The sequence below is a fragment of the Labrys okinawensis genome (assembly GCF_047345005.1).
GTDB lineage: Bacteria > Pseudomonadota > Alphaproteobacteria > Rhizobiales > Labraceae > Labrys > Labrys okinawensis.
The window spans coordinates 94,222-115,989 of the sequence record NZ_CP178864.1; the positions used below are offsets into that span (position 1 = coordinate 94,222).

Sequence of the window (21,768 nt, forward strand, 5' to 3'; positions counted from 1 at the left end):
GGCGGGATCGCCCCTTACCTGCCGGGGCGGATCTCCAGGCGGTAGCCCAGGAGCCGGGCCACAGGGGCCAGTACGGCGAATAGCGCCTTCTGCAGGCGTACGGGCCGTCCCGCGAGATAGAGATGGTCGCGATAGGTGTGCAGGACCAGCGCCATCAGCAGGAAATGCGGCTTGCCGCGGGTGGAGAACCACTGTCTGCGGCGCTCGGTCGTGGCAGCAAAATTGGCGAAGAAACGGCGCTGCTGCTGCGGCGGATCGAAGATCACCGAGAATTCCGTCTGCCGGTCGTGACCGTTGACGAAATAATGGGGTGCACCGCGCCGGATCGTGATGGATTCGCGCTCGTGCACGATGTGGGTCTCGCCATGGATCACCACCTTCAGGCAGCCCGAGCGGACGAGGAAAGTCTCGTCCGAACCTGGATGGACATGCTCCAGCCCGTCGGCCCCGCCGGAGCCGTTCCGGCCCAGCACCACGTCGAAGCAGACAGGGTCGAGATCGTCGAGATGGGTCGGGAAGATGAAGGCTTCCCGGTTGAAGGTGTTGTGCAGGACGACACTGTCGTCCGGCGCCAGCGTGTCCAGGGTATCGACAGGACAGGTCTGCATCAGAATGACCCTCCGTCCACGATATGGAGGCTACCCAGCGGCATAGGGCGAAAGGCCGGACGGACAGCGCGCGGCCGCCGCGCGAACAGCCGGTCCAGCCAGCGGTAGAAGCGGATGCCGGGCTGCAGGGCTTTGTAGAATTCGCTCATGATCTGGTCCTCTCGTCAGGCGTGAACGTCTCGCAATGAGGGGCATTGGCCGCAGCCTGCGTCGATCGAGCGTGACACGGCGGTGGTGTTTTTGGGTACTCAGCGCTGGATTTCAGACAAAAGGGCCGGATTTTCCCGCCGAATTATCCGGAAAGCATATTGTTTCCTAACACTTGAAGTATCTGTAACCTTGGATACAGCTTATCTTTGCCCAGGTGGCGGACGTGACATCTTCCCTAAGGGCAGTTACGCTGTCCTTGCGCGCCATGCTTGTTTGATTCCATCCGCAGGGGGACTTTCCAAACGACAACCATCAGGGTCGTTATTGGGTTCGAAACAGCGGGTGGAGGCACCCTCGCCTATCCCGGCTGCCTTGAGCAATATGATTGTAATTTCAGTTATCAAGACCTATATTACGCTAGATAGTTGAAACTACGGGATGGGCGGCCGCATATGATACAGTCAACCACAGCCGGAACCCGGCACCGCCGCAGCCGCTCAAGTTATTTTGGCGGCGAGGAGGCAGCGTCATCGCCCGCTCGTTCGCGCCGGCCCGAACCCGGCCCGAGCGATGACCTCGTACGGGCTTTCGTCTTGCGCACCAGCAGAGCGCTTGCCCATATTGCCGAGCGCATGCCGCGGGAGCGCCTGCTCGAAGCCGTCGGTGCAGCGACCGATACGGACGTGCTCTTCCGATCCCTCCGCGAAGCTGCGGCATTCGGTGCGGAGATCGAGCCAGAGAAGCCCGATCCTTTGACCGAGGCGCTCCTTCGAGGATCTGAAATGAAGCGGGATATGCTGAAGGCAGAAGGCGGTGCGCTCTCCGCCCAGGAGCTTGCTGGCCATCTGAGCATGACGCCGCAAGGCCTCGGCCGCAAGCGCGAGCGCAATCAGGTCTTCTGGCTCCATGCCGGCGACGGCTATGTCTATCCGGCCTTTCAGATTGGCAAAGATGGCGTGCTGGTGGGTATTCGCGAGGTCCTCGACGCCTTCACGGTCGAGGACCCATGGATGCGTGTCAACTTCATGCTCACCGGCGATATCAGGCTTAGGGGGTGTCGGCCGCTCGATCTTCTTCGCGAGGGGAGGATCGACGAGGTGGTGATGGCGGCAAGGGCGTATGGCGAGCATGGCGCCGGATAGCGTCCGTCAAGATGGTGTAATTTCGAGTGTGGAACCGGGCCGTCATGATCAGGCGGCTTTCGGTGTAATCTGAAGCGGTTTGTCCTCCTCGATTGGCTGCGGGTTGAGATCGGCCATGGCCTCGACCTGCATGTATCGGTGCTGAAGCTGCCATTCGTCGTTGGCTTCGAGCAGCACGGCTCCGATCAGGCGGACGATGCTGTCTTCGTTCGGAAAGATGCCGACGACATCGGCACGGCGCTTCACTTCCTTGTTCAGACGTTCAAGCGGATTCGTCGAATGCAATTTCGTCCGATGCTGGGAAGGAAAGGCCATGTAGGCGAGCACATCGGCTTCGGCGTCATCCATGAAGGTTCCCAGCTTCGGCCATCGGACGCGGAGCTGGTCGGCGACATGCCGCCAGGTTTGGACGGCATTGTCGTGGTCGGGCTGGATGAAGGCCTGGCGGATCGCGGCGGCGACCATGGTGTGCTGTCCCTTGGGAACGTAGGCGAGCGCATTGCGCATTGCATGAACGCGGCATCTCTGCCACGTCGCGCCGAGGACGCGGGTGATGGCGGCCTTCAATCCTTCATGAGCATCGGAGATGACGAGCTTGACGCCGGTAAGGCCCCGGCGCACCAGATCGCGCAGGAAGCCCGTCCAGAAGGGTTCGGCCTCTGAGGGACCAATGTGCAGGCCGACGATCTCTCTCTTTCCGTCCGTGTCGACCGCAACCGCAATTATCGCCGCCACGGAGACGATGCGCCCGCCCTCGCGCATCTTCAGATAGGTGGCGTCGAGCCACAGATAGGGCCAGTCCCCGGACAAAGGACGCTTGAGGAAGGCGTTCACCCGCTCGTCGATGTCCTTGCACAGCTTCGACACCGACGACTTCGATATGCCGGTCATACCCATGGCCTGCACAAGCTCATCGACCTTGCGTGTCGACACACCGTTGATCCAGGCTTCCTGAATGACCGCGACGAGCGCCTTCTCCACCGTCTTTCTCGGCTCCAGGAAGCCCGGAAAGTAGGCTCCCGTGCGCATCTTCGGTATCTTCAGGTTCAGCGTTCCAAGCCGGGTGTCCAGCGTGCGATCACGGTAGCCGTTGCGCCAGGTCTGGCGACTTTCGCCACGCTCGTAGCGGCCAGCGCCGATCAGGCCGTCGACGTCGGCCTCCATGATCAGTTGCAGCACGCTTTCGGCAATGGCGCGAAGAAAATCCGGATCGCCGCTCTTCGCGGCAAGCTCGGCAAGAGGTAATCTGTCGTCGGTCATCGGGTGCTCCGTTTCGGTCAGGTTGAAGTCTCGCAACTCCACCTTCTCTGACGGGCCCGGTGCCCACCTGACGTCTCGCGAAAACCGCAGCGTATTCTCCACCGCAATCCCCACTCAAAACGCCTCCGAAATTACACCACATGCGCGGACGCTATCGGATCAGCCGCTCGATGTCGAGACGGTGCGCGGCAAGTTCGCCGCGCTTGCCGCTAAACTCGGCGATGGCCGCAGTGCGGAAGATGTGGCTGACGGTTTCATCCGCATCGCCGTCGCCAATATGGTCGAGGCGATCAAGAAAATTTCAGTGCAGCGCGGCCACGACGTAACGCGCTATGCGCTCAACTGCTTCGGCGGCGCTGGCGGGCAGTATGCCTGCCTGGTCGCCGATGCGCTCGGTATGAAGAGCATCCTTCTCCATCCCATGTCCGGCCTTCTTTCGGCCTATGGCATGGGGCTCGCCGATATCAGGGCAACGCGCCAGAAGGCGCTCGGTGTCTTCCTTGATAAAGCGGCACCGGCCGCCATCGCAGCACTTGGCAGCGAATTGCGCGACGAATGCGTGCCCGAGCTGGCAGCGCAGGGCGTCGCCACCAACGAAATCAAGACCGTCCAGCGGGCCCATATCCGTTATGCCGGCACTGATACGCTATTGGCGGTCGAGACGACTTTCCCCGAAACCGGCGATCCCGCGCGGCTGCGCAGCCAGTTCGAGACGCTGCACAAGAGTCGCTTCGGCTTCGTCGCCGAAGATAAGTCTTTGGTCGTCGAAGCCCTGGAGATCGAAACGATCGGCGGCGCAGCGGCCGATATCGCGGTGGAACTTGAAGCGGCGGCCGAGGGTGAGGCGCAAGCCGCAAGGCGCACCTCATTCTACTCGGTCGGCGCGAGCCATGATGCAGCTGTCGTCCTGCGCCAGGCGATCAAGCCCGGCCAGACCGTTACCGGCCCGGCCATTATCATCGAACCGAACCAGACGATCGTGATCGAGGATGGCTGGCAGGCGCACTGACGCTCAAGGATCATATCGTTCTTAAGCGCATCAAGGCGCTGCCCGAACGCAATGCCATCGGCACCAAGGCCGATCCTGTCATGCTGGAGATCTTCAACAATCTCTTCATGTCCATCGCCGAGCAGATGGGCATGACGCTGCAGAACACCGCCTATTCGGTCAACATCAAGGAACGGCTGGACTTCTCCTGCGCCGTCTTTGATGCGGAGGGCAATCTGGTCGCCAACGCACCGCATATGCCGGTCCATCTGGGCTCCATGGATGCCTCCGTGGCAACGGCAATTCGAGAAAACGCCGTCATCCATCCGGGCGACGTTTTCCTGATCAATGCACCTTATAATGGCGGCACGCATCTGCCCGACCTTACCGTCTGCACCCCGGTCTTCGACGATGCCGGCACGAAGATCCGCTTCTGGGTCGCCAGCCGCGGCCATCATGCTGATATCGGCGGCATTTCGCCAGGATCGATGTCGCCGCTCGCTACCCATATCGAGGAAGAAGGCGTCTATATCGACAATTTCAAGCTGCTCGATCGTGGCCGCTTCTGTGAAGCGGAGCTTACCAAGCTGCTGACCGGCGCGCGCGCTCGCGCAGAACATCAACGATCTCAAGGCTCAGGTCGCCGCCAACGAAAAGGGTGTCGCCGAGCTGAAGAAGATGATTGCGCTCTTCGGCGAAGATGTCGTCGATGCCTATATGGGGCATGTTCAGGATAATGCGGCCGAAAGCGTGCGCCGCGTTCTCGAGCGTCTGTCGGATGGGGAGTTCAGCTATGAAATGGATCAAGGCTGTAAGATCGTCGTCAAGATTGCGATCGACAAGGACAAGCGTGAGGCGACCGTCGATTTCACCGGCACGTCCGCGCAACGCCCGGATAATTTCAATGCTCCGCGGCCGGTGACGCGGGCAGCCGTCCTCTATGTCTTCCGTGTGCTCGTCGAGGCCGATATCCCGATGAATGCAGGCTGCCTCAGGCCGATCCGGATCATCATTCCCGAAGGCACGATGCTGACGCCGAAATATCCGGCCGCCGTCGTTGCCGGCAATGTCGAGGTCAGCCAGGCCGTGACCAACTGCCTGTTCGGCGCGGTCGAGGCGCTCGCCGCCGCCCAAGGCACGATGAACAATCTGACCTTCGGCAACGATGCCTATCAGTATGACGAGACGATCTGCTCCGGCGCGCCGGCGGGGCCGGGCTTCAATGGCGCCGATGCCGTCCACACTCACATGACCAATTCGCGTCTCACCGATCCCGAAATCCTGGAGACGCGTTTCCCGGTCGTGCTGGAAGATTTTCATATTTGTCCGAATTCGGGCGGGCGCGGCAAATGGAATGCCGGCAATGGCACGCAACGCACCATCCGGACCCGCGAAAAGCTGGAATTCGCTATCCTGTCGGGCCATCGGCGCGTGGCGCCCTTCGGCGTCAAAGGCGGCGAAACCGGGCAGACCGGCCGCAACTATGTTCGTCGCAACGATGGTAAGATCGAAGAGCTGATCGGATCCGCCCATACGGTGCTCGAGCCGGGCGAGGCCTTTACGGTCGTAACCCCCACGGGCGGCGGCTACGGAAAGCGGGACGAATAGGAATGTAATGTTAGAGCCGAGCGGCAATTGGCCGCTCGGCCTGTCGAATCTGCAGGCTCGATCCGGTTCGAAGGAGATTTCAGGTGACCTCTGAGGAAAAGACCAAGCGACGCGAATTGATCGTATCGTCTGCGCATCTTGCCGGCGGCAGTTCGCCGGCTCTGTCAGAGCTGGAATACGGATCGATCCTCTTTTCCCATGCCTTCAATCGGTGGCTGGTACGCTGCATGGCGGCGGCCGGCGCGCCAGGCCTTTCGCCGGTCGAAATCCTGATCGTTCATTCCGTCCGGCATCGCGACCGGCCGAAGACGCTCGCCGATCTCTGCCTCGTCCTCGATATCGAAGACACGCATGTCGCCAACTACGCCATCAAGAAGCTGGAGGCGGCGGGGCTCGTCAAGAGCGGCAAGGCCGGCAAGGAAAAGACGATCCTGGTAACCGACAAGGGCCTGGACGCATTGAAGCGCTATAACGAAATTCGAGAGCGGCTATTGGTGGAGGCGACCAAGGTGTCCGGTCTGTCGCAGGACGGGCTTTCCGACATTGCTTCGCATCTCAGGGCATTGTCCGGCTATTACGAACAGGCCGCGCGGTCGGCCGCTACGCTGTAGGTCGGCGATAGGAACGCGTTCTGTTGCCGGTTGTGATCAATCGGAGTTCGCCTCCTTTCCGTGCCTTTAAGTGCTTAGGCCACTCCGTTGTGAGCGGCGTCAATTCTCTCCGACGGGGGTACCGCGCTCGGTTTCTGACCTTGCGCTGGCGAGCCCGCAAAGATACAGTCGAACACGCCCCGCGGTATCCTATGACGCGATCGTAAAGCGCCAGTCACAACCATAGCTCGGGGCGCGTCGTTCCGCTGAAGACCATTGCATTCAGGCGGTGCAGTTAAAACAGCCGAAAGATCGGTTCGATGGAATCGATGTCTTGGCCGCGCTCTTCGCGCTACCTTACAGTACTCGAACTCGCCGCAGGCTCGGAGATGACGCCGGTAGTCTCAATTATATCCGGATTCGCGAAATCCGTTCTCCCAAATCTGTGAGAGCGACGCCGAATGGCATAGCTGGTAGAACAGGATTTGCGCGGCGCTGCGGAAAGCCAGTGCTCGGCTCGTAGGTATCGGAGTGACCCACTTGTGTTTCCGCGTTCGCCGAAACACGGTCTAGTCATTGGTGTAGGCGGATTGCCCCAGACCGTCTCGACTGGCACGCACAGACGCCACCGATCACGCAGAAATTCGGCAAACAAAAGCCTTTTGGGGGCGCTACCCTGCGCATATTGTGCCTCTTTTGCACGATCTCAGCTCGGTTTGGGAACTATATTGACTTTGCGCGCGAGACCGCACCAAGCGCAAGCCGGTTCGATACCAACAGCTATCGCAAAATCCACAGGAACTCCTCTATGATTCAAACCCCGAATTTCCCTCCGCCGTTCCCTGCCGAAGAGTATCGCTCGCGCCTAACCGCGCTGAGGGGTATTATGGCGGAACGTCAAATTGATCTTCTAATTATCAATCAATTTGAACATATCAACTACTTCGGTGGATATTGGTCTACAGGGTCGATGTATCATGGCCTGCTGGTTCCACTTGACGGAGAACCAGTTGCTGTCTTTCGTGCTTTGGACGTTGGAGTTTTTAACGAATTGAGTTGGCTATCGCAGTGCGTTCCATTCGGTGATGACGAAAATCCTGTCAAAGTCATTGCAGATACGATCGTGGCGCGCGGATATGGATCTTCAGTTGTCGGCCTCGAACGAGACAGCAATTATCTTTCCGTGCTCCGGGCTCAGGAGCTGGAAGCCTTGCTGCCGGATGCCACAATGGCGGACTTTTCCGGTGTTATGTGGGAAATGCGGCAAGTCAAGTCGCATTTGGAAATAGACTATTTGAGGGTAGCGGCCCAAATCTGCGATCGCGCGACGGTAGCAGCTTTTGAGGCGGCCAAGCCGGGTGTAAACGAGCGCGAAGTCTTCGCGGCAATGACCAGCGAAGCTTGGCGGTGCGGTGCAGACAACGGGCTTGTCGCCGTCATGTCGGCAGGGCCTCGCTCTGGGATGTTGCACCAGCCTCTTGGTGACCGCAGATTGGCCGATGGTGATATTGTCCACGTTGAGCCAGTGCCGCAGTTTCGAGGCTATACCTCTCGGGCGCAACGCCCAAAATCGATCGGCGCCCCAACCGACGAGCAAATTCGGACGGCAGAAAAGCTGATTGAGATCCAAGACGAACAATACAGAGCCATGCGCCCGGGCGCTGAGGCAAAAGAAATCGACGCAATTGTGCGCGAGGGAGTACTTTCGGCAGGGTTGCGCGAAAGCTATGGAAACATAACGGGTTATACAGTTGGCTGCGTCGCTCCGCCTCGTCTTAGTGATTTCACTCGCGTCTTTCGCGCCGGCAGCAACTGGCGACTGCAGGAAAACCAGACGTTCCACATGTACACGTCGGCACGCGGAATGGCCTTCAGCGAGACGGTTGTCGTAACGCGTGATGGCGGTCGGCGCTTAACGGCATTGGAGCGAAAGCTATTCTACTGATCCCTGCGAGAACTCCGGCGAAGCTCACTTCGCCGATCGAATAGATCTACTAGTAGAGAGACTGTAACATGGCTACATTGGGAATTCTTTGTCTATCAAATCGCGGTGTGTATATTGGTGAAGATCCGGACTTTCATGGCGGTATCGCTGATCCTGCTCGTTACAATAGTCCGCCTCTGATACAGACTATTCCAGGAGCGTGGACAACCAATGTTGTGCCTGGCCATCCCGAAGGTGAAGCGGACTATGTCGCAGCCGCGCAGCAACTGGTTTTGGACGGCGCAGACGCAATCACATGCGACTGTGGTTTCACGCTGCGTTATCAACAAGCAATTGCCAGTGCTGTATCTGTACCTGTATCGACGTCAAGCCTCCTTCTCCTTCCAATGCTGCTCCGGAACAACCCCGCCAGCAAGAAGATAGCAGTATTGACGTATGATACGCGATATCTAACCCCCGACCTCTTAAAATTACTTGGTATCGATGACCTCTCACGACTGGTTATCGAAGGTTTGGAGCATACAAAGACTTACGATTACATGTGGGCAAAGGAAGCAAAGTTGCATGTATCAGATGCGCTTTCTGACACGGATGCCATTATCGAGCGGCTAAAGCGTCGCGGGGACATCGCGGCAGTGCTTTGTGAGTGCACGTTTTTTGCGCGAGTTTCCCGTCGAATTCGACGCGAAACCAATTTGCCGGTTTACGACGTAGCGATCAACGCAGCGCTCCTCATGGCAGCCGTTAGCTAGGACCTTTGGAGACGCCCGCCATATGAAAAGGTCGATGACAGAAATTGAATCGTGCCCATCCTTTGCGGAAGCCAACGCGGGCGTCCTCGAATTTGAAGGAGTAGAGTATCTCGATGGCCGCACCTCGGACCCACGTGAGCTGGGCTGGATGCTGGGTGCTCCACCAGCCCTGGATAAGCGAATTACGGTCGAAAGCGATACATACTTCGATTTTCCCCAGAACCGATGGTCCCTTTCGCACATCCGCGAGCTCCTACCGACTGTCAACGTATGGCGCGGGCAGAGTCCGTCATCGCGCTTGAAACGCAGCGATAGATCGAAGGAAATCGACGCGCTAACTTTTCGAGATGCACATGGGCGCAGCCGTCGATTTGAAGAAGCGCTATTCGATACCTACACTGACGGTATCGTCGTGCTTCATAATGGGACTATCGTGTACGAGCGGTATTTTGGTGCGCTCAAGGAACACCTGCCACATTCATGCTACTCCGTCACAAAGTCGTACGCCGGTACGCTAGCCGCAGCTCTCGTACACGAAGGTGTTCTGAATGGTTCTCGGCCGATAACGCACTACATTTCTGAGCTGCGTGGCACTGGATGGGAAGGGGCGACATTGCGGCAGGTGATGGACATGCACACCAGCTTGGCTCACACCGAAGAATATCTTCCTGGCGACCGCTCAAGCGTATGCGGCGTCTCCACCCCATTGATTTTGCGTTGCAACGGTCAGGTCTATCGCTTGCGGATGTCCCGTGAGCTCATCGAAGAGTCCCTGACGAGCTCACTATGAGGCGCTGGTCCGTTGCGCGTAGGCCCATGGCATGAGGGCGTCGATATCTTTCGCGAGATGACCATTGGCCAGGCTGATGAAGAGATCTCGCAGGTAGGCGTAGGGTTCGACGCCATTCATTTTGCAGCTGCCGATCAGGCTGGCAAAGCGGGCCCAATTTCGGCCACCCTCGTCATGGCCGGCAAACAGCGCGTTGCGGCGGTTCATGGCCGGGCTGCGTATGGCGTTTTCGACCAGGTTTGAATCGATGTCGACGCAGCCGTCATCGAGGAACAGCCGGAAGCCGTCTTGTCGTCTCAGCATATAGGCCATGGCCACGCCGAGGTCGGACTTGCGCGAGACGCGCGCGGCCTGCGCGGACAACCAGGTGAAGAACTCATCGACTAGCGGACGGGACAGGTTCTGGCGCACAGCCTGGCGGTGTCCGGGATCACGGCCTCGGATGCTGTCCTCGATTTTGTAGAGAGCGGCGATACGCAGCAACGCCTCGTCGACGATGGGCGAACCCTTCTTCGGCTTGGCCTTGATCAGTTTTCTGCGGCCATGCGCCCAGCTTGCGTCAGGCAAGCCCCGGAACGGGGGATGAATACGAAAGGAGGTGAGAGCCGAACAGAAACCGTTCGCAGCGATCCAGCGGGTTCAACGCCCGTCCGGCAAAGGCGCAGCCCGCCAGCCGGAAGCGAGTCTTGCATGGATGGCGGCAACGTCATTCGTGAAGCGTAGACAGCGGATGATGAAGCGGCGGGGTAAGCCCCGATATCATGGTTCGTGACGACGCCTTCGGAGTGTTGGGACCGGGGGCAGCACCCGACTTGCCGGTATTGGCGAGGCAGGCGGGGTCGTCCGGGGTCTTGGGCCACCGCAAAGTCATGGGATGGATCGCCGGGGAACCTGAGAGATCCCACTCACGCCCAAGGAGGCAATGCCGGAAACGGGGTGCCGGCTGACATAAAAGACTCCCGGCCCTACGACAGTCCTGCATGTCGGAGGGAGCGCCTTGGCGGACACAAATATGCAGGGCCGCATGGACCCGGAAGGCGAAGCAATAAGCCGATGGGTAAGCGTGAGCGGGAAGTCGTAGCACCCTCATAGTACCAATGAGCGCGGGGAACCGTGTCCGGCGGGACCCGAAGGAGGAAAGGGGGGTGTCACGGAACCAGAACCACTGACAGGAAACATCGGAGGGGACCCTGAGCCCTACAAACGTGTACACGAAACGGCAGTGGATAGCCGAACAGGCGAGGGAGCACCCGGAGCGGGTGTTCACATCCTTGCACCATCTGATTGATCTCGACTGGATGTTCGAGGCGTGGGCTCTGACGCGCAAGGATGGCGCGGCGGGCATCGACGGTCGCACGGCTGACGACTATGAGAAGGATCTCGGGGCGAATCTTGAAAGCCTCCGGATCCGGATGATGTCGGGCAGCTACCGCGCACCCCCGGTGCGGCGCCACTACATCCCCAAGGCCGATGGGTCCCGGCGACCTCTGGGCATCCCGACCGTCGAGGATAAGGTGGCGCAACGGGCAATCGTGATGCTGCTGGAACCGATCTACGAGGAGGACTTTCTGGACTGCTCGTTCGGGTTCCGGCCGGAACGGTCGGCGCATGACGCCATCCGCACATTGCGCGATGGCATCATGGACACCGGTCAGCGATGGGTGATCGACGCGGATATCTCGAAGTATTTCGACAGCATCGATCACGGGCATCTGCGCAGCTTCCTCGACCTGAGGATCAGAGACGGCGTCATCAGACGCATGATTGACAAGTGGTTGAACGCGGGGGTGCTGGACCAAGGCACCCTGAGCCGATCGGTAGCTGGAACTCCACAAGGCGGGGTGATCAGTCCACTTCTTGCGAACATCTTCCTGCACCATGTGCTGGACAGGTGGTTCGAGGAGGTGGCAAAGCCTCGCCTAAAGCGGAGGTGCCAGATGGTGCGGTACGCTGACGACTTCGTCATGAGCTTCGAGGATCACCTGGACGGTCGGCGCATGCTGGCCGTGCTGGGCAAGCGCTTCGAGCGGTATGGGCTTCGGCTCCATCCCGACAAGACGCGCTATGTGGACTTCCGTTTCCGGCGCCCTTATGGGCGGCATCCGGCAACGAGTGCCACCAGTTTCAACTTTCTTGGCTTCACCCATGTCTGGGGCCAGTCGAGGAAGGGGAAGCCGGTGGTGCGGCAGGTCACGGCCAAGGACCGGTTTGCGCGGGCCTTACGGGCAGCCAGGGAGTGGTGCATCAAGCACCTGCACCTGTCGCTCACGGTTCAGCACCGACACCTGACCCGGATGATGCAAGGCCACTACGCCTACTACGGGATCACGGGCAACGGACGGCGTCTGAGGTGGTATCACCATCAGGTCGAGCGCATCTGGAAAAGCGGGCTCTCGCGCCGCAGCCGATCCGGAAAGCCGAACTGGAACCGGATGGCGCAGGTCCTTGACCGGTTTCCCCTGCCTCCAACCCGGATCGTACATCAGTGGAGCCGTCCCTGAGCGAAACTGGGCTGTGAGGAACCGGATGCGGGAAATCTGCACGTCCGGATCTGTGAGGGGCGGGGCTCGGTAACGACCCCGCCTACTCGGCAGAAGGCCAGCTTCAACGGATCGCCGCCTGTGCGGTCCGGCGTGGCGAGGTGCGAGTAGCCACCATAGGCATCGACTTGGATCGTGCCGTCGAAGCCGTCGAGGATTTCTGCGGCATATTCGCCTTTACGCCCAGGCCGGTAGTGGAAGACCACACCAGTCGGCGCAGAGCCGTTCCAGCCGCGATCGTCGCGCAGAACCGCCCAGAGATAGCCAGTTTTGGTCTTGCCGCCTCCCGGATCCAACACCGGGGCCGTGGTCTCGTCGACATAGAGTCTTGAGCTGCCCTGTTTCAGGATCATGGCCATGTGGTCTACCACCGGCGCGATCGCAGCACCCGTCCTGCCCATCCAATCTGCCAGGACGGTGCGGTCGATCGGCACTCCGTGCCGGGCCATGACTGTCGCCTGACGGTTGAGCGGCATATGTTCGGAATGCTTCGACACGGCGACCTGGGCCAACAGGGCTTCGGTCGGCCAGCTACCTTCCAGCAAATGCGCCGGCGCTCTGGCCTGAACCACGCCCGTGCGGCCCTTGGGACAAGCGTATTTCGGGCGGATCGTGACGATCACCTGGTAGCACGCCGGAATTTGATCGAGCCGTTCCGTCCGATCTTCGCCGATCCGAACCATTTTGCCGCAACCACAGGGGCAAGCAATGCTGTCGGGCTCGATCACCCGCTCGACCCGCGGCAGGCCCTGCGGCAGCGCGCGCGTCTTACGCTGTTTGCGAGGGACGTCCTTGCCGATATCGGGTCCGCTCGCCGCGATCTTTTCCTCGACGACGGCGATCTTTGCCTGTGTTTCGGCAATGGCCGTCTCCAGGTCCTCCAGCGCCAGTTCCATCTGCGTCGGATCCAGCTTTTCCGATTTCGGCCCGAACTTCGTGCGGCGGTAGTCCTGAACCTGGCCCTCAAGCCTCTCGATCAGTTCCTTCAGCTCGGTGATGAAGGCGTCCTTTTCGGCCACCACCGCCTGCTCATGCTGACGTGCCGCACGCTCCACCGACAGCTCGAACTGCACCGCCGCAAAGGCGTTCAATACCTCGACGGGAAGGTCCGGGAACTGGCTGAGATCGATGGGCTGCGACATGCAGCTTCATAGCAAATCGAAGCAGAAAAGCCCAATAAAACAATGCCAAAACCGAACAGGTGAGTCATCCTGCCGCAGTCGGCGCTGTCACCCGCTGCGCCATAACCCGTCGCCAATCGAGCCCTTCGAACAACGCTTCGTATTGAGCCCGCGAAAGACGCATCGTTCCATCCTGCACCTTCGGCCATGCAAAGCTTCGCACCATTCCGGTGCCATCCCATACCAGGATTTTCAAACGATCCCCGCGCTTCGACCGGAAGACCACGGTGACCCCGGAATGCGGATCAAGCTTCAATTCGGTCTGCACCATCAATGCCAGCGCCTGATGGCCACAGCGGAAGTCCACCGGCCGCGTCGCGATCAGGATCGGTAAGCGTTGGCCCGCGACGATCATGCTGTCCCTCGCATCGCTCGCACCAAGGCCGCAACCCGATCAACCGGCACATCGCCGGGAACCCTCACCACCAGGTCGTCGCCTATTTCTACTATCATAATCCCTGAAGTGATCTCGACCAGCTCCGGAACCGGCGATGCATCGGCAGCCTCCTTCGGTTCCGTTGCGATCGCCAGCGGCACAAAGGCAGGTTCGATAGACCCGTCCTCAATGGCTGGCATTAGTTCGGCAGGCAGCGCCAGAAGACCCTGACGTGCTTGTCGTCGCCAGCAAGAAAGCTGATGCGCAACGAGAGCATGACGACGCGCAACGTCAGCGACCCGAACTCCAGGCTGAAGGCTCTCCGCAACAATCCGCGCCTTCACAGCATTGGGCCATCGCCGGTTTCCACGACGAGGCTCGACAATTTCACAGCGCCCAACAAATCCCTCACCATCTGCCATGCCAAATCTCCAGCTCTTGCCGAAAACCTTGTGGCAGATGCCTCAATGCTCAGAAACACACGGAATCAATGGGATGTAGGCGGCGCATACGCTCAAGCGACGCTTGGGCGTATAGAATAGCTAGCGGCCGACGGCCACGCCCCTTTGACTATAAGGGGCCGCGGACAGCGTATGACTATCTACAGACCGTTGGCAAGCAAGGCAAACACGGTGTGGAATTTGCTTATAAAAGCATCAATACAGATGTGATGGCGTGGGTAATGGCTCGCGTTACTGGCCACTCCTTTGCCCGACTGCTGCAAGAGCGCCTATGGGCGCCGCTCGGGTGCGAAGAGGATGGGTACGTTATCGTGGACCCAACTGGTACGCCTTTGGCTGGGGGTGGCCTGAGCGCAACCTTGCGCGACCTCGCCCGCTTCGGCGAACTGATCCGTCGTCAAGGCGATTGGAATGGAAAGCAGCTGATCCCCGCCTTTGCAGTGGATGACCTTTACAATTGCGACCATCCGGCGAAGCTCTCAGGTGGTTACACCTACCGGAGCATGTGGTGGATAACTCACAATGAATTAGGCGCAATCGAAGCAAGAGGTTTATACGGTCAGCGCATACATATCGCGCCGAAAGCTGACATGGTAGTCGCGCGATTCGCGTCGCATCCTTTGGCACCTGCCCGCTACAACGACGTCTTGAGCGTGCCACAGATGCTGGCACTGGGGCAAATGTTACGAGGGTAGCCAGTATTGCCGTTGCAGGAACCTCCGTCGGCCTCTGCGTGCTTTGCCTTGACAAGGCTAGAGCAGGTCCTTCGAAAACACAATTGGGAGGGATTGAGCCTGCGGGAATTGCGGTTGGCTTTGAGAGGAGCCTCCTGGCTGAAAGGATGAGGGTATTGCAAACCCATCCTCCAGACAGGAGGTCCAGATGGCCGAGGGACAACGCGTCAATTGCCCCATTATCGCTCTTTTCGCGCGGCCACACCGCGACTAACGGTCGAACTTTGCGGAAAACGCTCACAGAAATTTTGTAGGTTCGCCCCCAGCACCAAATCTCGAAAGGAAACGACATGGCGAATACAGCAAATCCAACCGTTACCACCAATCAGAGCAATAGGAAGTACGGCTTAGAAACGCTCTCGCTCAACGCGGGTCTAGAAATCGATCCCCACACTCGATCCATTGCGCCGAATATCTCCATGTCCGTAAATCATCTTGTGACCCCCGGCGAAGGTAACTTCTCCGCAAGCGCAAACGATGATCTGACCGCACTGCCATATTTGTACTCCCGCTGGACCAATCCGACGGTAAGACAACTTGAACAAAGAGTGGCAGCCCTTGAAGGAACAGACGATTCTGTTGCGACCGCGACCGGTATTGCAGCGATTGCGGCTACTTACTTCGGCTTGCTGAAAAGCGGCGACCATATCATTGTAAGCGATATAGAGCTGGCTCGGGAAATCTGCACAGCTAGGATAAGTGGAATTTCTGCCTGACTTCGGCTTAGATGCCGGGAACAGGAGAAACCATGACGAGACGACCGCGCCGGAACCATAGCCCGGCTTTCAAGGCAAAGGTGGCGCTCGCCGCCATCCGAGGCGAGCAGACGCTGGTGGAATTATCCCAGCAGTTTGACGTGCATGCCAACCAGATCAAACAATGGAAAGACCAGCTCCTTGAGGGGGCGACAGGCGTTTTCGGCGATGAAGGGAAGACGGAGCCGGCGGGGCCAACCGTCGATGTCAAAACGCTGCACGCCAAGATTGGGGAGCTGACGTTAGAGAATGATTTTTTATCCGGTGCGCTCGGCAAGGCCGGACTGCTGAGCGGAAAGAAATGATCAACCGCGAGCACAAGCTGTCCGTTGCCCGCCAGGCGAAGCTGCTCGGCTTCAGTCGTGGCAGCCTCTATTATTCGCCGCGTCCTGTGTCAGACGGCGATCTGGCCCTGATGCGCCGGATCGACGAACTGCATCTCGAATACCCGTTTGCCGGAAGCCGGATGTTGCAGGGGCTTTTGAGGGGAGAAGGGCTGGAGACTGGGCGGCTGCACGTCGCCACGCTGATGAAGAAGATGGGCATTGAGGCGATTTACCGTCGTCCCAACACGTCTAAACCGGCACCTGGTCACAAGGTCTATCCGTATCTGCTCAGGAAGCTGGCGGTCACAAGGCCCAACCAAGTCTGGGCCATGGACCTGACTTACATCCCGATGGCGCGTGGCTTTGTCTACCTCTGCGCCGTTGTCGACTGGTTCAGCCGAAGGGTTCTGTCGTGGCGGCTATCGATCACGATGGAGGCGGACTTCTGCATCGAAGCGGTGGAGGAGGCGCTTGCCCGTCATGGCAAGCCCGACATATTCAATACCGATCAAGGATCGCAGTTCACCTCCATCGACTTCACCACCGTGTTGAAGAAGGCTGAGATTGCCATATCGATGGACGGCAAGGGTGCGTGGCGGGACAACGTCTTCGTCGAGCGGCTCTGGAGGTCGATCAAATACGAAGAGGTCTACCTCCACGCCTATAAGACCGTGTCCGAGGCCCGTGTCGGCATTGGCCGATATCTGACTTTTTACAACAGCCGACGCCCACATTCATCCCTTGACCGGCAGACGCCGGATCAGGCCTACTTCAACGCGCTCGCACCAATGATGGTGGCGGCATAATCGAGGCGGAAATCCACTTAGAAAAACGCCCGGAACTGTTCAGACAAACCGAGCCACCTCTTTGATCCTCACCGAGAATCCTGCGAACCCAATCTTGCGCCTTACTGATCTCGCTGCTGTAGCGGAAATCGCTCGCAGCCGTGATATTATTTTGGTGGTCGACTCTACAATGGCTACGCCTGTCGCCACTCGTCCTATTCTACTCGGCGCCGACCTCGTAGTGCACTCGCTGACAAAGTACATGAATGGCCACGGTGATGCACTTGGTGGCAGCGTCTCTGGGAGCAAAAACTTGATCGAGGAGATCCGTAAACAAGGTGGCGTTTATTTGGGAGCGGCTATGTCGGCGACCAATGCATGGCTCATCATGCGCGGTATCGATACCTTGTTTCCCCGCGTGAATGCTATGTCGCGCACGGCGCTCGAAGTAGCGAATTTCCTTTCGCAGCACCCAAAGGTGACTAAGGTCGTCTATCCAGGCCTGGAGTCTCATCCACAACACGAACTTGCCAAACGGCAGATGGATGTTTTTGGGGGAATGATCACATTTCAAACTGATGAGCCAGAGAACATGTGCTCACAATTAGCGAAGCGGTTGCAAGTCGTCCACTACGCGGTATCGCTAGGCCACCAGCGCAGCATCGTCTGCATGCTGAGCACGGATGAGCTCAACAACTCAACGTGGGGTCTGCAGGGCGAAAAACTGGAAGAATACAAAAAATGGGCGGGTGAGGGTTTATTCAGATTGTCGATTGGACTGGAGTCCTCGGCCGATATTATCTCTGATTTGGACCAAGCTTTGCGTGGCTAACAGTCCGAGCGGCTATCTGAAACAGGCGCGTCCATTGCTAGGATATCGGCAGGGTTCGGTAACGGCACGGCGTTGTGGATTGTCGCGATCATTATAGAAGACCTAGCGCCCGGAATTTCGGAGCAGGCTTGCGAGCGTTTGCCACCGTATCCAACCAACGCCGGAGCTGAGCATTGAGGTCGTTGAGCGTGCCCTTGACCGAGAGGTGGTCGGCAGACAGAAGTTCTTCACTAGAGCAGATCCTGTGATCGATGAATCGATTGTGATGTGACGGGGCTAGCTGAAGCTGATTCAACATCCACAACGAAGAGGTGGATGTTGGCACGGGCACTGAGCGATGATCTTCGATGACGCGTATTGAAAGCGTCTGCGAAGGGCATGTCTGCACGGCAGGCATCAGCGCGTTTCGGGGTTGGAATTTCGACGGCCATCCGGTGGATCGCAAGGGCGAAAAACGGCGAGCCGACGTCCCGGCCGCCGCAAGGTTGGAGACGGCCGTCGGTGCATTGGCTCCGCAAGGCCGATGACGGGGAACGTGCGCTCGATCTTGATGCTGTGCGTCCAGCCGTCGCCGAAGTCGTAAAGGTACTTGAACGACTTCGCGCCGATATCTTCGATTGCCGCCAGCAGCGAGATCTTGCGCGCATCGAGCGGGCCATCTCCCAGTCCTGATCAGCCAGGCCAAAGCCGACGTCACGGGTTCGGAATTCGTAGAGGTGGCTGTTGGTCCAGCCCATCGCCGCCTGCAGCACCTCATGAAGGCGATGGAGCTTGATGCGGAACGGCACCACAACGCGCCGCATCACCGTCGGTTCGACGTGGCCGAGGGTGACCTTCAGGCGGACCAGAGAAGCCGGCATCTTTAGGCCGCCAGCTTGTGCGCCGCCGGCGACGCGTTCTTCCAATTCCAGGGCAAGAGCTCATAGATCCGATGCGCCGGATAACTTGCGATGCGGTGAAGCACGTCGGCGAGCCAGGCTTGCGGATCGACGTCATTCATCTTGGCCGAGACAATCAAGCTGTACATGGCGGCGGCGCGCTGGCCACCCCGGTCCGATCCGGCGAACAACCAGGATTTCCTGCCCAGCGCAATGCCCCATTCATTCTGCCCATGTCGGCGATGAAGTTGAGGTTCTTTATCGCTGGCATCCTTATTTTGGCCAGAGGGTTTCCATTCGCTGTGTTGAAGAACGAGCGACAGGCCGGTTTTTGAAGGTTCTGGGGCCGACAGGTGTCGTCATCGTGATCTCAGGGTGGATGATCGATCCCTTGGTCTGCCGCGGCATGACCATGGGAACGCCACGCGTCGATCTTGCGACGCTAATCGAATTGAACAGGCTGGTCTCTGGCGGCACCAAAGCGGCACCCTTCCGAAGTGGACGTAGAATCACTCAGGAGGACCATGATGAGATCCCGCAATACGCTGGTGCCGGCGTCGGGCCGGCAGCTCGACCTGATATTCAAAACCCGGATGCTCGACGGACTGAGCGACAAGGACCGCAAGAAGGCGATTTCAACGCTGGCTTGCCTGCTGATGCAGGCCGCAGGCCTCGTCGTCGAGGAGCTCAACGATGAGCAACACTGATTTGATTCCGACAGCGCTGCTCGCGCGCAAAGCCATCGTCTCCGTACGGCAGTCCTCGCAATCGCAGGTCATGACAAATCTGGAAAGCCAGCGACGGCAGTATGATCTTGTTGACGTTGCGCGACAACACGGCTTCAGCGACATCGAGACCATCGACGACGACCTCGGGCGCTCTGCCAGCGGAACTGTCGCGCGCCCTGGTTTCGACCGTCTTGTCGCCCTTTTATGCGCTGGCCAAGTTGGTGCCGTTTTATGCTTCGATGCTTCACGGCTTGCGCGCAACGGTCGGGACTGGCATCACCTGCTCGAACTATGCGGCCTGGTCGAAGCCCGCGTCATTGACCATGACGGCGTCTACAATCCGTGTCGACCCAACGATCGGCTGCTGCTGGGAATGAAGGGCAGTATCAGCGAGTTCGAACTAGGCGTGCTGAGAGCCCGGATGCTCGATGCCGCCAGATCGAAGGCGCGCCGTGGCGAACTGCGACTTTCCGTTCCGTTCGGGTACATTTGGCATCGAGAGGCGGGGCTCGGGCTTGATCCGGATTTGCGGCTGCAGGACGTGATCCGGTCCATCTTCGCACGCTTCCGTGAGCTTGGAAGCGCACGCCAGGTGCTATTGTCGATGACACGGGACAATATCCACTTCCCGCGGCCGTCGGACGAAGGTCGCATGACCAGCTTTGTCTGGACGCCAGTCCGTTACCGGAATGTCATCGGCATCCTGAAGAACCCTTTCTATGCCGGCGTCTACGTCTATGGAAAGAGCGAGAAGCGGACAGCCATCGTCGATGGGAGGGCGCGGCGCAGCTACGGGCACGGCAAGCCGGCCGGCACCTGGGAAGTGATGATCCGGGACCATCACGAAGGTTACATCAGTTGGGAAGAGTACGAGCGCAACCAACAGCAATTGGCACTCAACAATTATGGCCGTTCGGGCGGAACCAAATCGGGCCGCGGCGGCAAATCGTTGTTGTCGGGTCTCCTGACTTGCGGACGGTGTGGACGGCGACTGAGTGTTGCCTATACGGGAAATCCACAAAATCCTGTCTATCGCTGCTATAAACAGAACCTGATGATGGGCTTGCCCCGTTGCATGACGTTCGGCGGCTCGAAGGTCGATGCGGCGGTTGCGCGCGAGTTGTTGCGCGCGGTAGAACCACTAGCGATCGAGGCGACTTTTGAAGCAGAGCGGATGCACCGGGAGCGACAGGAAGAACAGCGCCACATTCACGATCTGGAACTGCGGCAGGCCCGCTACGAGGCAAGCCTCGCCGAGCGCCGCTATGCGGCATGCGATCCAGACAACCGCCTGATTGCTGCACAGCTTGAGAAGAATTGGGAAACGGCGCTACGCCGCGTCCGTGATCTGGAAGTGCGCAAGCCTGCAGATAGTCCTTCAACCATCGAAGTTGACACAGGCACTTTCGCAAACCTCGCCGACAATCTGCAGGCGGCCTGGGAGTCGCCGGATGTCACCATGCGCGTGCGCCAGCAACTGCTGCGTACATTGATCGCCGACATTGTTGTCGATGTTGAGGATGAAGTGCGCGACGTGGTGCTGACAATCCACTGGAAAGGCGGTCAGCACTCGGAACTGAGAGTGCGCAAGCCTCAGAGCGGTGAACACGGTTGCGCCACAACGGAAGATGCTTTGGCAGTGATGCGGAGCATGGCAGGACGCTGGCCCGATGAACATATCGCCGCGTCGCTCAATCGAATGGGTATGCCCACGGGTCAAGGAAAAACCTGGACCGCACACCGTGTCGCTTCCGTAAGGCGGGTCCGTGCCATTCACGCGTACAAATCAGCCGATAAAGAGGGCGAATGGCTTACCATGACAGAGGCGGCGGCGACTTTGGGCGTGACGAACCACAGAATACGCCACCTTATCAAGACGAACGTGTTGTCTGCCGAGCAGGTGGTTCCCGGCGCGCCGTATCAAATCCGCGCCAGCGACCTTACTTCTGCGACGGTTCAGGCCGCGATAGCCCGAAAGGGTCGCCCGTGTCGCACCACTGACACGGAGACGCTTCTAATGTTTACAGACACTTAGAGAGGGGTTGCACAATGACTCAGGTCCGGCGACCGGCAGAAAGAGTTGGCTGTTAGCGATACCACCGATGGAGCAAAGGCCAGCGCCATCATCTACAGCCTCATGCTGACCTGCCGCGCCTGCGGCGTCGAGCCGTTAACGTGGTTGCGCTACCTCCTTACCGAATTGCCCCAACGTGCGGGCGATGCTGATATCGACGACTTGTTGCCCTTCAACTTCGCAAAGACTGCCACCGCCTAACCAGATGCCGTTGCCAACGCCAAGACGATCCGTCGAAATCACCGGCGTCAATGTGCGGGGAAAA

17 protein-coding genes and 7 pseudogenes are annotated in these 21,768 nt (G+C 59.0%); 15 read left to right on the forward strand and 9 right to left on the reverse strand.

Annotated elements, in window-relative coordinates; translation table 11 throughout:
• Nucleotides 1-14 precede the first annotated feature (14 nt).
• Together ACMDCR_RS00465 and ACMDCR_RS00470 are read right to left on the reverse strand one after the other, a co-directional pair.
• Nucleotides 15-608: a cupin domain-containing protein gene (locus ACMDCR_RS00465; RefSeq protein WP_413990667.1), complete on the reverse strand. Its 594-nt coding sequence runs from the start codon at nucleotides 606-608 to the stop codon at nucleotides 15-17.
• Complete coding sequence (locus ACMDCR_RS00470; RefSeq protein ID WP_413990668.1) at nucleotides 608-757, reverse strand: hypothetical protein; 150 nt, start codon at nucleotides 755-757, stop codon at nucleotides 608-610. Before ACMDCR_RS00470 ends, ACMDCR_RS00465 begins: the two co-directional genes overlap by 1 nt.
• Nucleotides 758-1,210: 453 nt before the next feature.
• Between ACMDCR_RS00470 and ACMDCR_RS00475 the strand changes: the two genes are divergently transcribed.
• On the forward strand, nucleotides 1,211-1,900 hold the full coding sequence (locus ACMDCR_RS00475; RefSeq protein ID WP_413990669.1) for a hypothetical protein: 690 nt from the start codon (nucleotides 1,211-1,213) through the stop codon (nucleotides 1,898-1,900).
• Between the two features lie 48 nt (nucleotides 1,901-1,948).
• Here ACMDCR_RS00475 and ACMDCR_RS00480 read toward each other — a convergent pair whose 3' ends face one another.
• Nucleotides 1,949-3,160, reverse strand: coding sequence for an IS256 family transposase (locus ACMDCR_RS00480; protein WP_413989139.1), 1,212 nt, complete (start codon nucleotides 3,158-3,160; stop codon nucleotides 1,949-1,951).
• A 163-nt stretch (nucleotides 3,161-3,323) separates the two neighbouring features.
• Here ACMDCR_RS00480 and ACMDCR_RS00485 point away from each other — a divergent pair.
• The 5 genes and pseudogenes from ACMDCR_RS00485 to ACMDCR_RS00505 form a co-directional block, all read left to right on the forward strand.
• Nucleotides 3,324-5,756 (forward strand): annotated as a pseudogene (locus tag ACMDCR_RS00485) (hydantoinase B/oxoprolinase family protein); the annotation flags it as partial.
• Between the two features lie 83 nt (nucleotides 5,757-5,839).
• On the forward strand, nucleotides 5,840-6,367 hold the full coding sequence (locus ACMDCR_RS00490) for a winged helix DNA-binding protein (RefSeq protein WP_413990670.1): 528 nt from the start codon (nucleotides 5,840-5,842) through the stop codon (nucleotides 6,365-6,367).
• Between the two features lie 787 nt (nucleotides 6,368-7,154).
• Nucleotides 7,155-8,291, forward strand: a complete 1,137-nt coding sequence (locus ACMDCR_RS00495) for a M24 family metallopeptidase (protein WP_413990671.1) — start codon at nucleotides 7,155-7,157, stop codon at nucleotides 8,289-8,291.
• A gap of 68 nt (nucleotides 8,292-8,359) precedes the next feature.
• Entirely contained in the window at nucleotides 8,360-9,043 is a 684-nt protein-coding gene (locus ACMDCR_RS00500; RefSeq protein WP_413990672.1) for a hypothetical protein, read from the forward strand.
• Nucleotides 9,044-9,077: 34 nt separating this feature from the next.
• Nucleotides 9,078-9,833 (forward strand): serine hydrolase, encoded by a 756-nt coding sequence (locus ACMDCR_RS00505; RefSeq protein ID WP_413990673.1) that lies wholly within the window; start codon nucleotides 9,078-9,080, stop codon nucleotides 9,831-9,833.
• Here the strand turns inward: ACMDCR_RS00505 and ACMDCR_RS00510 are convergent.
• Nucleotides 9,828-10,385, reverse strand: a pseudogene (locus ACMDCR_RS00510) (IS66 family transposase); the annotation flags it as partial. The gene ACMDCR_RS00505 and the pseudogene ACMDCR_RS00510 sit on opposite strands and share 6 nt — an antisense overlap.
• 719 nt (nucleotides 10,386-11,104) lie before the next feature.
• On the opposite strand from ACMDCR_RS00510, the gene ltrA reads away from it, so the two are divergent.
• The gene (gene ltrA / locus ACMDCR_RS00515) at nucleotides 11,105-12,334 is read left to right on the forward strand and encodes a group II intron reverse transcriptase/maturase (protein WP_413990674.1); all 1,230 of its coding nucleotides are present in this window, start codon (nucleotides 11,105-11,107) and stop codon (nucleotides 12,332-12,334) included.
• Nucleotides 12,335-12,411: 77 nt separating this feature from the next.
• Here the strand turns inward: ltrA and tnpC are convergent.
• From tnpC to tnpA, 3 genes and pseudogenes are all read right to left on the reverse strand, one after another.
• A pseudogene (gene tnpC, locus ACMDCR_RS00520) lies at nucleotides 12,412-13,515 on the reverse strand (IS66 family transposase); the annotation flags it as partial.
• Nucleotides 13,516-13,579: 64 nt separating this feature from the next.
• Nucleotides 13,580-13,909 (reverse strand): IS66 family insertion sequence element accessory protein TnpB, encoded by a 330-nt coding sequence (tnpB, locus tag ACMDCR_RS00525; RefSeq protein ID WP_413990675.1) that lies wholly within the window; start codon nucleotides 13,907-13,909, stop codon nucleotides 13,580-13,582.
• On the reverse strand, nucleotides 13,906-14,352 hold the full coding sequence (gene tnpA, locus ACMDCR_RS00530) for an IS66-like element accessory protein TnpA (RefSeq protein ID WP_413990676.1): 447 nt from the start codon (nucleotides 14,350-14,352) through the stop codon (nucleotides 13,906-13,908). The genes tnpB and tnpA overlap by 4 nt, the downstream gene beginning before the upstream one ends.
• 68 nt (nucleotides 14,353-14,420) lie before the next feature.
• Between tnpA and ACMDCR_RS00535 the strand changes: the two genes are divergently transcribed.
• The 5 genes and pseudogenes from ACMDCR_RS00535 to ACMDCR_RS00555 all read left to right on the forward strand — a co-directional run.
• Nucleotides 14,421-15,086, forward strand: coding sequence for a serine hydrolase domain-containing protein (locus tag ACMDCR_RS00535; protein WP_413990677.1), 666 nt, complete (start codon nucleotides 14,421-14,423; stop codon nucleotides 15,084-15,086).
• A gap of 329 nt (nucleotides 15,087-15,415) precedes the next feature.
• Nucleotides 15,416-15,841 (forward strand): PLP-dependent transferase, encoded by a 426-nt coding sequence (locus ACMDCR_RS00540; protein WP_413990678.1) that lies wholly within the window; start codon nucleotides 15,416-15,418, stop codon nucleotides 15,839-15,841.
• 32 nt (nucleotides 15,842-15,873) lie between these two features.
• A protein-coding gene (locus tag ACMDCR_RS00545) for an IS3 family transposase (protein WP_413990679.1) occupies nucleotides 15,874-17,012 on the forward strand; the annotation gives its coding sequence in 2 pieces (ribosomal slippage) (nucleotides 15,874-16,132 and nucleotides 16,132-17,012; 1,140 coding nt in all).
• Between the two features lie 61 nt (nucleotides 17,013-17,073).
• Complete coding sequence (locus ACMDCR_RS00550; protein ID WP_413990680.1) at nucleotides 17,074-17,823, forward strand: trans-sulfuration enzyme family protein; 750 nt, start codon at nucleotides 17,074-17,076, stop codon at nucleotides 17,821-17,823.
• 378 nt (nucleotides 17,824-18,201) lie between these two features.
• Nucleotides 18,202-18,324 (forward strand): annotated as a pseudogene (locus ACMDCR_RS00555) (IS630 family transposase); the annotation flags it as partial.
• Nucleotides 18,325-18,414: 90 nt separating this feature from the next.
• Here the strand turns inward: ACMDCR_RS00555 and ACMDCR_RS00560 are convergent.
• Both ACMDCR_RS00560 and ACMDCR_RS00565 read right to left on the reverse strand, forming a co-directional pair.
• Nucleotides 18,415-18,683: pseudogene (locus ACMDCR_RS00560) on the reverse strand (plasmid pRiA4b ORF-3 family protein); the annotation flags it as partial.
• A gap of 2 nt (nucleotides 18,684-18,685) precedes the next feature.
• Nucleotides 18,686-18,919, reverse strand: a pseudogene (locus ACMDCR_RS00565) (transposase domain-containing protein); the annotation flags it as partial.
• Nucleotides 18,920-19,228: 309 nt separating this feature from the next.
• Here ACMDCR_RS00565 and ACMDCR_RS00570 point away from each other — a divergent pair.
• From ACMDCR_RS00570 to ACMDCR_RS00580, 3 genes and pseudogenes are all read left to right on the forward strand, one after another.
• Nucleotides 19,229-19,408, forward strand: a complete 180-nt coding sequence (locus tag ACMDCR_RS00570) for a hypothetical protein (RefSeq protein WP_057220201.1) — start codon at nucleotides 19,229-19,231, stop codon at nucleotides 19,406-19,408.
• Complete coding sequence (locus tag ACMDCR_RS00575) at nucleotides 19,395-21,464, forward strand: recombinase family protein (protein ID WP_413990681.1); 2,070 nt, start codon at nucleotides 19,395-19,397, stop codon at nucleotides 21,462-21,464. Before ACMDCR_RS00570 ends, ACMDCR_RS00575 begins: the two co-directional genes overlap by 14 nt.
• Nucleotides 21,465-21,492: 28 nt before the next feature.
• Nucleotides 21,493-21,704 (forward strand): annotated as a pseudogene (locus tag ACMDCR_RS00580) (transposase domain-containing protein); the annotation flags it as partial.
• Nucleotides 21,705-21,768 lie beyond the last annotated feature (64 nt).

Bases quoted from the DNA above. Each gene is read 5' to 3' on its own strand.
- ACMDCR_RS00465 (WP_413990667.1), bottom strand. From the start codon at position 608: ATGCAGACCTGTCCTGTCGATACCCTGGACACGCTGGCGCCGGACGAC.
- ACMDCR_RS00470 (WP_413990668.1), bottom strand. From the start codon at position 757: ATGAGCGAATTCTACAAAGCCCTGCAGCCCGGCATCCGCTTCTACCGC.
- ACMDCR_RS00475 (WP_413990669.1), top strand. From the start codon at position 1,211: ATGATACAGTCAACCACAGCCGGAACCCGGCACCGCCGCAGCCGCTCA.
- ACMDCR_RS00480 (WP_413989139.1), bottom strand. From the start codon at position 3,160: ATGACCGACGACAGATTACCTCTTGCCGAGCTTGCCGCGAAGAGCGGC.
- ACMDCR_RS00495 (WP_413990671.1), top strand. From the start codon at position 7,155: ATGATTCAAACCCCGAATTTCCCTCCGCCGTTCCCTGCCGAAGAGTAT.
- ACMDCR_RS00500 (WP_413990672.1), top strand. From the start codon at position 8,360: ATGGCTACATTGGGAATTCTTTGTCTATCAAATCGCGGTGTGTATATT.
- ACMDCR_RS00505 (WP_413990673.1), top strand. From the start codon at position 9,078: ATGACAGAAATTGAATCGTGCCCATCCTTTGCGGAAGCCAACGCGGGC.
- tnpB (WP_413990675.1), bottom strand. From the start codon at position 13,909: ATGATCGTCGCGGGCCAACGCTTACCGATCCTGATCGCGACGCGGCCG.
- tnpA (WP_413990676.1), bottom strand. From the start codon at position 14,352: ATGGCAGATGGTGAGGGATTTGTTGGGCGCTGTGAAATTGTCGAGCCT.
- ACMDCR_RS00535 (WP_413990677.1), top strand. From the start codon at position 14,421: ATGGGATGTAGGCGGCGCATACGCTCAAGCGACGCTTGGGCGTATAGA.
- ACMDCR_RS00540 (WP_413990678.1), top strand. From the start codon at position 15,416: ATGGCGAATACAGCAAATCCAACCGTTACCACCAATCAGAGCAATAGG.
- ACMDCR_RS00570 (WP_057220201.1), top strand. From the start codon at position 19,229: ATGAGATCCCGCAATACGCTGGTGCCGGCGTCGGGCCGGCAGCTCGAC.
- ACMDCR_RS00575 (WP_413990681.1), top strand. From the start codon at position 19,395: ATGAGCAACACTGATTTGATTCCGACAGCGCTGCTCGCGCGCAAAGCC.